The organism is Pseudomonas sp. efr-133-TYG-23 (assembly GCF_030209215.1).
Classification (GTDB): domain Bacteria; phylum Pseudomonadota; class Gammaproteobacteria; order Pseudomonadales; family Pseudomonadaceae; genus Aquipseudomonas; species Aquipseudomonas rhodesiae.
The window spans coordinates 39,179-51,789 of the sequence record NZ_JARVSL010000030.1; the positions used below are offsets into that span (position 1 = coordinate 39,179).

Genomic DNA, 12,611 nt, shown 5'->3' on the forward strand with positions numbered 1-12,611 from the left:
ATCAGTGTCGACAGGTAATTTGGATTTTGAACAGTTCCGGGTCTTCCTGGAAAAAGCCTGTGGCATATTGCTCGGTGAGAACAAGCAGTACCTGGTATCCAGCCGTCTCAACAAGCTGATGGAGCAGCAGGGCATCAAGTCCCTGGGCGAGTTGGTTCAGCGGATCCAGAGTCAGCCGCGCAGTGGGCTCAAGGAGATGGTGGTCGATGCCATGACCACCAACGAAACCCTGTGGTTTCGCGATACGTATCCGTTTGAAGTGCTTAAAAGCAAGGTGCTGCCGGAGGCCATCAAGGCCAGTCCCGGACAGCGCTTGCGCATCTGGTCGGCGGCCTGTTCTTCGGGGCAGGAGCCGTACTCGATTTCCATGGCTATCGACGAGTTCGAGCGAACCAACATGGGCCAGTTGAAGGCTGGAGCGCAGATTGTCGCCACAGACTTGTCCGGGACCATGTTGAATAACTGCAAGACCGGCGAATACGACACCCTGGCGCTGGGGCGCGGTTTGTCCCAGGAGCGTTTGCAACGTTACTTCGACTCCAAAGGCGCGGGCCGCTGGGCGGTGAAAGCGCCGATCAAGAGCCGAGTGGAGTTTCGCTCGTTCAACCTGCTCGACAGTTACGCCAGCCTGGGCAAGTTCGACATGGTGTTCTGCCGCAACGTGCTGATTTACTTTTCGGCCGAGGTGAAGAAAGACATCCTGTTGCGTATCCATGGCACGCTCAAGCGTGGCGGCTACTTGTTCCTCGGTGCGTCTGAGGCGCTCAACGGCCTGCCGGATCACTACCAGATGGTGCAGTGCAGCCCGGGCATCATCTACCAGGCCAAGTAAACAAGGCCTGTGCAGTCAAAAATGTGGGAGGGGGCTTGCCCCCCGATAGCGTTGGATCAGTCACCTGTCCATGACTTGATACGCCGCTATGGGAGGCAAGCCTCCTCCCACTTTTAGTTTTGCGGCAATCCCCCATTGCCGCTTTACTGGCGCCAAGCGGAAGCCGCTTGCCGCTTTTCTGGCATTGCCGCCGGCAATGTCGGCTTAAGTCCTTGATATAAGGGGCTTGAAAAAATTGGCATGCACCTTGCTATACCTCTGTTAACGAACAGCAGGTCAGCCTAAAGGTCTCCGCCATGAGCATCAGCTTCGATAAAGCGCTCGGTATCCACGAACAAGCCTTGGGCTTCCGCGCCCAGCGTGCCGAAGTCCTGGCCAACAACATTGCCAACGCCGATACCCCGAACTACAAGGCTCGGGATCTGGACTTCTCCGCCGTGCTCGCTGCACAGCAGGACAAGACCAAAAACGGCACCTTTGCCTTGAATATGACCAACAGCCGTCATATCGAAGCACAAGGTCTGAGCAGTGGTGACGAGTCGCTGCTTTATCGCACGCCGATGCAGCCGTCCATCGACCAAAACACCGTCGACGCGCAGTTGGAGCAATCGGCCTATGCCGAGAACTCGGTGAACTTCCAGGCCAGCTTTACCCTGCTCAACAGTAAATTCAAAGGGCTGATGTCAGCCCTGCGTGGAGAGTAAGCCATGTCCCTGTCCAGTGTTTTCAATATTGCCGGCAGTGGCATGAGCGCGCAGACCACGCGCTTGAACACCGTCGCCAGTAACATCGCCAACGCCGAGACCGTGTCTTCGAGCATTGACCAAACCTACCGCGCCCGCCACCCGGTGTTCGCCACCATGTTCCAGGGCGGCCAGAGCGGTGGCAGCGATTCGCTGTTCCAGAACCAGGACGCCGCGGGCCAGGGTGTGCAGGTACTCGGCGTAGTCGAGGATCAAAGCAACCTCGAAGCCCGTTACGAGCCCAACCATCCGGCGGCGAACGAAAAAGGCTACGTGTACTACCCGAACGTCAATGTGGTCGAGGAAATGGCGGACATGATTTCGGCCAGCCGCTCGTTCCAGACCAACGCGGAAATGATGAACACCGCCAAAACCATGATGCAGAAGGTCCTGACCCTGGGTCAGTGATAAGGGGCGCCAACCATGGCCATTGTCGATACGTCTAATAACACGGCGGTTCAAGACCTTTTCAACTCGAAGGTCAAGACGGCGTCGGACAACACTAATTTAGCCGATGCTTCCAAGGCCGCGACCGGCAGCCAGTCGCTGGGCAAGGATGCATTCTTGCAGTTGCTGGTTACCCAACTGAAAAACCAGAACCCGCTGTCGCCTCAGGACAACGGTGCGTTCGTCGCTCAACTGGCGCAGTTCAGTAGCCTGGAAGGCATCAATACCCTGAATGACTCGGTGAATGCGATTTCCAGCAACTTCAGTTCCTCCCAGGCGCTGCAGGCTTCCTCGCTGGTGGGACGCTCGATCATTACCCAGACCGACAAGGCGCTGGTCGATACCAGTAAAAGCATGACCGGTTCGGTGGCGGTGACGGCGGCGACGGGCAACGTCTCCATCAAGATCTCCGACAAGGACGGCAACGTGGTCCGCACCATCGACATGGGCGCCCAAAGCGCCGGCACGTCCGACTTTATCTGGGACGGCAAGAACGACAAAGGTGAGGTGGCGGCAGCGGGTACTTATACCTTCGCGGCCACGACCAAGAACGACAAGGGCGACTCGGTGGCCCTGGCGACTTCGCTGCCGGCAACGGTGACCAGCGTGACGCTGAGCAAGACCGGCGGCGAAATGCTGCTGAACCTGGCGGGCGGCATGGGCAGCGTCAAGCTGTCGCAAATTCAGACTATCGGTACATAGAGCCGGCTAAATACGGCAGAAGGAGAGAAACATGTCTTTTAACATCGGCCTTAGCGGCCTCTATGCGGCCAACAAACAACTGGACGTGACGGGCAACAACATCGCCAACGTCGCGACCACTGGCTTCAAATCCTCTCGTGCGGAATTCGCCGATATCTACGCCGCCTCCAAGCTGGGCACCGGCCAGAACAGCATCGGTAACGGTGTGAACCTGGCGGCGGTGTCCCAGCAGTTCACCCAAGGTGACGTCAACGGCAGCGGCGGTATCCTGGATATGGCTATCCAAGGCGGCGGCTTCTTCGTGCAGAAGGGCAGCGACGGCTCCCTGGAGTACACCCGTTCCGGTGCTTTCCGTGCCGACAAGGACGGCTACATCACCAACAACACCGGCACCTCGCGTCTGCAGGGTTACGCAGCGGATGAAGACGGCAAGATCATCAAGGGCGGCCTGACCGACTTGCAACTGAACCTGTCGAATCTGCCGCCGAAAGCATCCACCAAAGTGGACTCCACCAGTAACCTGAACTCCTCTGAGCCGGTGATCGACCAGACGCTCAAGCCGTTCAATCCGAGCGATACCAGCACCTTCACCACCCAGTACAGCACCACGTTGTATGACGCCCAGGGTAATGCGCACCCGATGGTGCAGTACCTGGTGAAAACCGACGGCAACAAGTGGAACGCCTACACTTTGATCGACGGCCGCAACCCGAACGGTTCGGCGCCTACCGGCACACCTTCCACGCCGCCTGTACCGTCGACCCTGAGCTTTGATGGCGCGGGCAAGCTCACCGGTATTCTCACCGGCACTGTTTCCAGCACGACACTGACCATTACTGGGTGGGTGCCAGGCACCGTGACCAATGGCGTGTGGACGGCAAACGGTGCGGATGCCAACCCGGGCGGTATCGCCGTTAACATGGCCAACATCACGCAGTACAACTCCGCCACTTACCGTAACCCACCGGTGACTGACGGTTATGCGACTGGCCAGATCACCGGCCTGAAAATTGACGGCAACGGGGTACTGTTCGCCACGTTCAGCAACCAGCAGAGCAAGGCCATCGGCCAAATCTCTCTGGCCAGCTTCAATAATGAACAGGGTCTGCAGCCTTCGGGCGGCACTTCCTGGCGTGAGACCTTTGCTTCGGGCCAACCGGGTTACGACACTCCGCAGTCCGGTACCTTGGGTTCGATCGTGGCCAACTCGCTGGAGAACTCCAACGTCAACCTGACCAACGAACTGGTGGACCTGATCAAGGCCCAGAGCAACTACCAGGCGAACGCCAAGACCATCTCGACCCAGAGCACCATTATGCAGACCATCATTCAGATGACCTGATGCCATGGCGTTATGCGTTTGACTTAAAGCCCCTCCATCGAGGGGTTTTTTTTAATCAATATCATCTGGAACGCCCTACACCCCCAATACCACCCAGAAAGCGGCAAGCCGTTGAGTGTGTGATTTTGGTTGGGGGAGGACGATGGGAAATCAGTGGCAGGTGGGTCTTGTCGGGACCGGAGCGCATTTTGCTGCTGGAGCGGCACCGCTTTATTTGAGCGAAAAAGGCGCGACAGTCAATATTAATGATGACGTGAGCGCAAATAAGAGCGCCGTCGCAACACTGCTCAAGGAGCTTGACGACGCGCAAATTACCGGCAAGAGCCAGACCGTCCGGGAGCTACGCGACAAGCTTAATGAGAAGCGCAAAGCGCTTGGCGACGAGGAGTTCAAAAAAATCCTTGAGCAACTCAAGGAAGAATGGCCGAGACGGTGGCTGGATCTTTTGAAGATGCTGTTTCCGGATTTGTTCCCTGATGAGCCTTCTCCTTCTCCGCAGCCATCACCTGGTGGTGGTGGTGGTGGTGGTGGTGGTGGCAGGGTCAACCCTACGGACTTCGGTCCCGTGCAGGCTATGACCAACAAGCCGTTTACTGAAGGCGCCAAGTACACTGATTATAAAATCGACAAAAGCAATCCGGGGCAAAAACCTGGCATGTCTACAGAGGCCGGCAATATCTGGAGCGGTTTCAAGCAAGGTCCTGATGGGAACTGCACCACAGTGGCTGCAATAAAGGCTGCAATGATGAAGTTTGGGCAGAAACCCACCGATATTTTCAGGGACGTGACAGCCAATGGCGACGGTTGGGATATACAGATGCGAGATGGGTTCCAGCTCCATCTAAGCAAGAGCGAACTGCGGCAGGCAGCACAGCAGGCTCGGTTCATGGGCGATGATGCGGGCATGATGACTGATGCCAACTTCTTATATGCAGCCAGTGCAAAGCGGGCTCATATGGAGGGCAATCAGGGATGGGGATTTGGTAATGACGCTAATGCACGCAGAAGCTTCGCAGATGCGTTGGTCAGTTTGAATGACGGTGAAATGCTCTCCGAGGGACTTGATCGCCTGGGGTTGAAAGGTTTGTACCGACAATCTTCAAGTTCTGAGCTTGCGAGCGGCGTGCTTGGCGTCGTGGCTTATGGCGGCCATGCGATGGCATCCATTGGCGGACATGTGGAGCTATGGGGCGGACGAGGCGGCCAGCCTCAGAATGGTGGCGAGGCGTATGCATTCAAATAATGGCAAAGACCGTTCAGGATTCGTGGCGCTGTAAAAACAAAAAGCCCGTCAATCCAAAGGGATGACGGGCTTTTTAGTCATGCGCTCAGCTTACTGGCAAGCTTCGCAATCCGGCTCGTCGATAGCACAGGCCTTTGGCACTGGCGCTGGGCCGGCCGGGGCGGCGAGTACCGAATCATCACCGTGGTTGCCGCTGGAAACGGCGTTCAGCTTACCGGTGTTGATGGTCGACTTCTCGGTGCTGGTCGCGGCCAGTGCGCGGAGGTAATAGGTGGTTTTCAGGCCACGGTACCAAGCCATGCGGTAGGTCACGTCCAACTTCTTGCCCGAAGCGCCGGCGATGTACAGGTTCAGGGACTGCGCCTGGTCGATCCACTTCTGACGACGGCTGGCGGCGTCAACGATCCACTTGGTGTCCACTTCGAACGCGGTCGCGTAGAGCTCTTTGAGTTCTTGCGGGATGCGCTCGATCTGCTGCACGGAACCGTCGTAGTACTTCAGGTCGTTGATCATCACCGAGTCCCACAGGCCGCGGGCTTTCAGGTCGCGAACCAGGTACGGGTTGATCACGGTGAATTCGCCCGACAGGTTCGATTTCACATACAGGTTCTGGTAAGTCGGTTCGATCGACTGCGACACGCCGGTGATGTTGGCGATGGTGGCGGTCGGTGCGATGGCCATGATGTTGGAGTTACGAATACCTTTCTGCACACGGGCACGTACCGGCGCCCAGTCCAGGGTTTCGTTCAGGTCAACGTCGATGTACTTCTGGCCACGGGCTTCGATCAGGATCTGTTGCGAGTCCAGCGGCAGGATGCCCTTGGACCACAGCGAACCCTGGAACGTCTCGTAGGCGCCGCGCTCGTCGGCCAGGTCGCAGGAAGCCTGGATCGCGTAGTAGCTGACCGCTTCCATGGACTTGTCGGCGAACTCGACCGCAGCGTCCGAACCGTAAGGAATGTGCTGCAGGTACAACGCGTCCTGGAAGCCCATGATCCCCAGGCCCACTGGGCGGTGCTTGAAGTTGGAGTTCTGCGCCTGTGGCACCGAGTAGTAGTTGATGTCGATCACGTTATCGAGCATGCGTACGGCGGTGTTGACGGTGCGTTCCAGCTTGGCGGTGTCCAACTTGCCGTTGACGATGTGGTTCGGCAGATTGATCGAGCCCAGGTTGCAAACGGCGATCTCGTCCTTGTTGGTGTTCAAGGTGATCTCGGTGCACAGGTTGGAGCTGTGGACCACGCCCACGTGCTGCTGCGGGCTGCGCAGGTTGCACGGATCCTTGAAGGTCAGCCATGGGTGGCCGGTTTCGAACAGCATGGACAGCATCTTGCGCCACAGGTCTTTGGCCTGGATGGTCTTGAACAGCTTGACCTTGCCTGGGTACTCGGTGAGGGCTTCGTAGTACTCGTAGCGCTCTTCGAAGGCCTTGCCGGTCAGGTCGTGCAGGTCCGGTACTTCGGAGGGCGAGAACAGGGTCCACTTGCCGTCATCGAAGACGCGCTTCATGAACAGGTCAGGGATCCAGTTGGCGGTGTTCATGTCGTGGGTACGACGACGGTCGTCACCGGTGTTCTTGCGCAGCTCGATGAACTCTTCGATGTCCATGTGCCAGGTTTCCAGGTAAGCACACACAGCGCCTTTGCGCTTGCCACCCTGGTTAACCGCGACGGCGGTGTCGTTCACCACTTTCAGGAACGGAACTACGCCCTGGGACTTGCCGTTGGTGCCCTTGATGTAGGAGCCCAGTGCACGCACCGGCGTCCAGTCGTTGCCCAGGCCACCGGCGAATTTGGACAACATGGCGTTGTCGTGGATCGCATGGTAGATGCCCGACAGGTCGTCCGGCACTGTGGTCAGGTAGCAGCTGGACAGCTGTGGGCGCAGGGTGCCGGCGTTGAACAGCGTCGGTGTCGAGGACATGTAGTCGAAGGACGACAGCAAGTTGTAGAACTCGATGGCGCGGTCTTCTTTGTGCTTCTCTTCGATCGCCAGGCCCATGGCCACGCGCATAAAGAACACTTGCGGCAGTTCGAAGCGGATACCGTCCTTGTGGATGAAGTAACGGTCGTACAGGGTTTGCAGACCCAGGTAGGTGAACTGCTGGTCACGCTCGTGGTTGATGGCCTTGCCGAGCTTTTCCAGATCGAAGGTGGCCAGGACCGGGTTCAGCAATTCGAATTCGATACCCTTGGCGATGTACGCAGGCAGGGCCTTGGCGTACAGGTCGGCCATTTCATGGTGGGTGGCGCTTTCGGCGACTTTCAGGAAGCCCAGGCCTTCGGCACGCAGGGTGTCCATCAGCAGGCGCGCGGTTACGAACGAGTAGTTCGGCTCGCGTTCAACCAGGGTGCGGGCAGTCATCACCAGTGCGGTGTTGACGTCGGTCAGGGCCACGCCGTCGTACAGGTTCTTCAGGGTTTCGCGTTGGATCAGGTCGCCGTCGACTTCTTCCAGGCCTTCGCAGGCCTCGGTGATGATGGTGTTCAGGCGGCCGAGGTCCAGCGGCGCAAAGCTGCCGTCGGCCAGGGTGATGCGGATCGACGGGTGCGCTTGTACCGCTGCTTCTTCGGCGGGAGTGCGCACGGCACGTTCCTTGGCGCGCGAATCGCGGTAGATCACGTAGTCGCGGGCGACTTTCTGTTCGCCGGCACGCATCAGGGCCAGTTCGACCTGGTCCTGGATTTCTTCGATGTGGATGGTGCCGCCCGAAGGCATGCGACGCTTGAAGGTCGCGGTGACTTGTTCGGTCAGGCGGGCAACGGTGTCGTGGATACGCGACGAGGCGGCAGCGGTGCCGCCTTCAACTGCAAGAAACGCTTTGGTGATGGCGACGGTGATTTTGTCATCGGTGTAAGGAACGACAGTGCCGTTACGCTTGATCACGCGCAGTTGGCCAGGTGCAGTGGCGGACAGATCCATAGTCGAATCGGCGGCCTGCGGCACGGAGCCCTGCGGGTTCTCGCGAGTTGTGTCGGTTTGCATGGGGGGGTGTCTCCACATTCTATATTTATTTGGGCACCATCACGGTGCCCACCGTTCCGTCCTGAAGCACTTACAGCAGGCCTGGGCCTGGCATAACAACTTCGGGACAGTAGGAAGGGGGCTATTCGCGCCGCTTCCATGCCGAAGTCTTCGGTTCGGGGCTCAATGCCCTTGGCCGTATTCCTGGTAGGTGACAGTTGCTGGATTCAAGCACTGCAACACCCATACCGTTTTGCGCTGTTGAAGCTTGAAAACGGTCGCCATCCGCGTGCGCGGTTTGGGCTTTCAAAAAATGCTTTGGTTCAACCAAACGGGAGCAAGAAATGACTTGAGTTTCTTGTCTGATCTGTGTTTGGTGGTTTCGCTTAAAACCCTACATGTAGGGTTTTTTTAGCGCCGAGCTACAAGATAATGCGTTTTGGAGGGCTTAGCAACGCAAGACCTGTGGATAACGCTGTGGGTAAAATGTGTATGAAACGTGGAACGCCCGTGTAGGCCGCAGTACTGCTGGATTCAGCCGTTTGTCACTGAATATTCCAGGAGAAAAACCGCCGGTTGGATTTTTGAGGGCGCGAACCCTACCACAAAAAAAGATGATCACCGAATGGATTTCCTGGCTTGTGTTTGAAGGCTGGCCCATGGCTACAATCGGCGGTAGTTTGCCCTGGCCAGATGACAGCTGTAGGAGTGCGCTTGCCTGCGCACGAGCTTGGCGATCGCCCTGGCATCTTGCACCGACAGACGCGGGCCCCTTGGGCTTCTCCAACAATAAATACAACCGAGGTAGCGGATGGAGCATGACGCCTGGCAAATCCTGATCGTCGAAGACGATGAGCGATTGGCCGAGTTGACCCGTGATTACCTGCAAAGCAACGGTCTGAGGGTTGCGGTGGAAGGCAATGGAGCGCTGGCGGCCGAGCGCATCATCGACGAGCAACCGGACCTGGTGATCCTCGACTTGATGCTGCCTGGCGAAGACGGCCTGAGCATCTGCCGCAAAGTGCGCGAACGCTATGACGGCGTGATCCTGATGCTCACCGCGCGCACCGACGACATGGACCAAGTGCTCGGCCTCGACCTGGGCGCCGACGATTATGTGTGCAAACCCGTGCGTCCGCGCTTGTTGTTGGCGCGTATCCAAGCGCTGTTGCGCCGCAGCGAGCCGGCAGAACCGGCGACGGTGGAGCTGCAACGGCGCCTGCAGTTCGGCCCGCTGGTGGTGGACAACGCCCTGCGCGAAGCCTGGCTACATGACACCGGTATCGAGCTGACCAGCGCTGAGTTCGACCTGCTGTGGCTACTGGTGGCCAACGCCGGGCGCATCCTGTCCCGCGAAGAAATCTTCATTGCCCTGCGTGGCGTCGGCTATGACGGCCAGGATCGCTCCATCGATGTGCGCATCTCGCGGATTCGCCCGAAAATCGGCGACGACCCGATCCACCCACGCCTGATCAAGACCATCCGTAGTAAAGGCTACCTATTCGTCCCCGAAGCCGCCGCCGACATGCCGCTGTGAACTCAATCTTCCTACGCATCTACGGCGGCATGTGCGCCGCGCTGATCCTGGTGGCGTTGCTTGGCGTGCTGGCGCTGCACCTGCTTAATGAGGTGCGCAGTGGTCAGTATCGTGAACGCTTGGCCCACGGCACATTTGCCTTGATGGGCGACAACCTGCAGCCCATGAGCACCATCGAACGCCAACGCGCCCTGGCGGTATGGGAGCGTCTGCTGGGTATTCCTCTGGAGTTGCGCACCCTCGCCGAAGCCCGCCTGGACCTCAGCCAGCGCACGCGCCTGCAACGCGGCCAGGTTCTGGTGGAACAGACCGGCCCCCACGCGGCGCGGGTGGTGCGCCTGGTCAGCGAGCAGGAACAACTGGTGCTGACCGGCGAAGTGCAGCAGATCAGCGAGCAATTGGCCCGCGCGACTATTTATTTACTGGCCGATGAGTTGGTGCGCTATCCCGAGGCCGAGCAGCCGCAGCGGCTGGCGGATATCAAAGAGGCCAAGGGTTTCGGCTTCGACATGCATTTGATGACCCTCGACCAGGCCGACATGGACGACGATCAGCGTCGACGCGTGTCCGAGGGCGACACGGTGATGGCTCTGGGCAAGGGCGGCGATTCGATCCGGGTGTTCGCCGGTATGGTCGGCACGCCTTGGGTGCTGGAAATCGGCCCGTTGTATCAAATGAACCCGTACCCGGCGCAATGGCTGATCCTGATTGCGTTGATCGGCCTGACCCTGATCGGCTTAATCGTCTATTTATTAGTCCGTCAGTTGGAGCGTCGGCTCAAAGGGCTGGAAGCGGCGGCTACCCGTATCGCCAAGGGCAATCTGCAAGTGCGCGTACCGGCCCGTGGCGCGGACTCGGTGGGGCGCCTGGCGGCGGCGTTCAATGGCATGGCCGAGCACTTGCAGCAATTGCTGGCGATCCAGCGCGAACTGGTGCGTGCGGTGTCCCATGAACTGCGCACGCCAGTGGCGCGCCTGCGCTTTGGCCTGGAGATGCTGGGCGATGCCGCCACGCCAGAAGCGCGACGCAAGTACCTGGACGGTATGGACAGCGATATCCAGGATCTGGATGGACTGGTGGACGAAATGCTCACCTACGCACGCCTGGAGCAAGGCTCGCCGGCGCTGAATTTCCAGCGGGTGGACCTCAATGCGTTGCTCGATCAGGTGATCGGCGAATTGTCGCCACTGCGCCCGCAGATCACCGTCAGTCGTGGCATTTGCCTGTCGTCTGCGCATTGGGACGACGCCTGGGTCGATGCCGAGCCGCGCTATCTGCATCGCGCGTTGCAGAACCTGGTGTCCAATGCCATGCGTCATGCCCAGGGGCAGGTGTTGATCAGTTATCAAGTGGGCCAGGTACGTTGCCGCATCGACGTGGAGGATGACGGCCCCGGCGTGCCGGAAAGTGCCTGGGAGCGTATCTTCACGCCGTTTCTGCGCCTGGACGACAGCCGCACCCGCGCCTCGGGAGGCCATGGTCTGGGCCTGTCTATCGTGCGACGCATCATTTATTGGCACGGCGGGCGGGCGTTGATCGGTAAGAGCAATAACCTGGGCGGGGCGTGTTTCAGCCTGAGCTGGCCGCGGAGCCAAGAAAAACCGGCAGATTGATCAATGGGGCTGATTGGATACCGCGACGACGCTCAAGAGCTGACCATCGTCGAGCGCAAACTGCCCCTGCAACTCTTTGCCCTGGCACCACTCATGGGACAGGTCCGTCAGCAACCGCAGGCGCACCTGGCCGGTGTCGGACCATTCCAGTAACTCGGCGTGCTCAAAGTAAAAGCGCTTCTGCACAATCGGATAGAGCGCCTTGAACAGGCTCTCCTTGATGGAAAACGTCAGGGTCACCAGCAGGGCGACCTGCTCTGGCGCCAGGGCGGCCATGCGTTGCAACTCATCGGCGGTCAGGATTTCCGCGGCCAGGCGTTGTGCTCGCTCCAGGCTCAGCAGGTTTTCCAAGTCCATCCCCAGGCCGCGCCATTGCGCCTTGTGCCCAACAATCGCGGCGGCGTGGCCGGTGCTGTGGGTGATGGAGCCGCTGATAGACGCGGGCCATACCGGCGCGCGGTCTTCGCCAATGGCCGGTATGCAGTCGCGGTGACCGAGCTGATGCAGCGCGGCGCGGGCGCACACGCGGCCGGCGAGGAACTCCGCCTGACGCTTGGCGACCGAACGCTGGATACTGGCCGGCGGCGGCACGGCGCAACGTTGGAAATCATCCGCTACCAGTGACGCAGGATCGAAGCGGGTGCTGAGGAATACCGTGCCCGGCAAGCGTTCGGGTAACGGCCAGCGGGCGTCAAGTGGGGTGCAGCAAGCGGGTAGAGGATTCATGGGCGCTATTTTGCCCAGTTGCCGCGCCACAGGATAGCCCGCGCCGGTTCAGGTTGGGTTCAGAGCCTGTTCAGGGGGAGTTCAGGGGCGCTTGCGTAGTCTGGTTCTACAGCCAAACGCGTATGAGGTAACACCATGACTGCGATCAAAAAGCTGATGCTGGCCTTGACCTTGCTGAGTGCCACCGCTGGCGCCCAGGCATCCGAGGGCGCTTTCGCCGAATTCGGCAGGGAGAAAACCAGGAAGCCCAGTAGCCTGATCCATCGTGTGAACTTCGAAGAGGTCAGCAGCCAGGCCTCGCCCTGGGGCCAGCCCTTGGGCGCTACCGCCGCGCAGCCAGCCTACCGCGTCGGTTATGCGCGCCTGACCGGCCAATTCAATGGCATTAAACTGCGCCCGCAAGACCTGCAGGGCCGCTATGATGTCACCCAGTCGGACAGTTGATTTGCTTTGGAGAGCCTT

General features: G+C 59.2%; 11 protein-coding genes. 9 read left to right on the forward strand and 2 right to left on the reverse strand.

Translation table 11 applies throughout. The annotated features are described in order from the left end of the window. Positions 1–4: 4 nt before the first annotated feature. The 6 genes from cheR (at position 5) to QRN41_RS20580 (ending at position 5,309) form a co-directional block, all read left to right on the forward strand. Positions 5–832, forward strand: coding sequence for a protein-glutamate O-methyltransferase CheR (gene cheR, locus QRN41_RS20555; protein WP_034099912.1), 828 nt, complete (start codon positions 5–7; stop codon positions 830–832). Between the two features lie 296 nt (positions 833–1,128). Continuing rightward, the gene (gene flgB / locus QRN41_RS20560) at positions 1,129–1,536 is read left to right on the forward strand and encodes a flagellar basal body rod protein FlgB (RefSeq protein WP_003175633.1); all 408 of its coding nucleotides are present in this window, start codon (positions 1,129–1,131) and stop codon (positions 1,534–1,536) included. 3 nt (positions 1,537–1,539) lie between these two features. After that, positions 1,540–1,983: a flagellar basal body rod protein FlgC gene (gene flgC / locus QRN41_RS20565; protein ID WP_024076985.1), complete on the forward strand. Its 444-nt coding sequence runs from the start codon at positions 1,540–1,542 to the stop codon at positions 1,981–1,983. 15 nt (positions 1,984–1,998) lie between these two features. Further along, positions 1,999–2,724 (forward strand): flagellar hook assembly protein FlgD, encoded by a 726-nt coding sequence (gene flgD, locus QRN41_RS20570; RefSeq protein WP_034139038.1) that lies wholly within the window; start codon positions 1,999–2,001, stop codon positions 2,722–2,724. Between the two features lie 31 nt (positions 2,725–2,755). After that, complete coding sequence (flgE, locus tag QRN41_RS20575) at positions 2,756–4,066, forward strand: flagellar hook protein FlgE (protein ID WP_123478780.1); 1,311 nt, start codon at positions 2,756–2,758, stop codon at positions 4,064–4,066. 142 nt (positions 4,067–4,208) lie between these two features. After that, positions 4,209–5,309: a hypothetical protein gene (locus QRN41_RS20580; RefSeq protein WP_285422069.1), complete on the forward strand. Its 1,101-nt coding sequence runs from the start codon at positions 4,209–4,211 to the stop codon at positions 5,307–5,309. 90 nt (positions 5,310–5,399) lie between these two features. On the opposite strand, the gene QRN41_RS20585 is transcribed toward QRN41_RS20580, so the two are convergent. Then, positions 5,400–8,294, reverse strand: a complete 2,895-nt coding sequence (locus tag QRN41_RS20585) for a ribonucleoside-diphosphate reductase subunit alpha (RefSeq protein ID WP_034099909.1) — start codon at positions 8,292–8,294, stop codon at positions 5,400–5,402. A 790-nt stretch (positions 8,295–9,084) separates the two neighbouring features. Between QRN41_RS20585 and QRN41_RS20590 the strand changes: the two genes are divergently transcribed. Next, the gene (locus QRN41_RS20590) at positions 9,085–9,810 is read left to right on the forward strand and encodes a response regulator (RefSeq protein ID WP_034114870.1); all 726 of its coding nucleotides are present in this window, start codon (positions 9,085–9,087) and stop codon (positions 9,808–9,810) included. Then, positions 9,807–11,423, forward strand: a complete 1,617-nt coding sequence (locus tag QRN41_RS20595; RefSeq protein WP_123478781.1) for an ATP-binding protein — start codon at positions 9,807–9,809, stop codon at positions 11,421–11,423. The genes QRN41_RS20590 and QRN41_RS20595 overlap by 4 nt, the downstream gene beginning before the upstream one ends. Here QRN41_RS20595 and QRN41_RS20600 read toward each other — a convergent pair whose 3' ends face one another. Next, the gene (locus tag QRN41_RS20600; protein WP_167418097.1) at positions 11,424–12,149 is read right to left on the reverse strand and encodes a 4'-phosphopantetheinyl transferase family protein; all 726 of its coding nucleotides are present in this window, start codon (positions 12,147–12,149) and stop codon (positions 11,424–11,426) included. Between the two features lie 135 nt (positions 12,150–12,284). Here QRN41_RS20600 and QRN41_RS20605 point away from each other — a divergent pair, with 135 nt between their 5' ends. Next, positions 12,285–12,593 carry a hypothetical protein gene (locus QRN41_RS20605; protein WP_167418096.1) on the forward strand — a complete coding sequence of 103 codons (309 nt, stop codon included), beginning with the start codon at positions 12,285–12,287 and terminating at the stop codon, positions 12,591–12,593. Positions 12,594–12,611 lie beyond the last annotated feature (18 nt).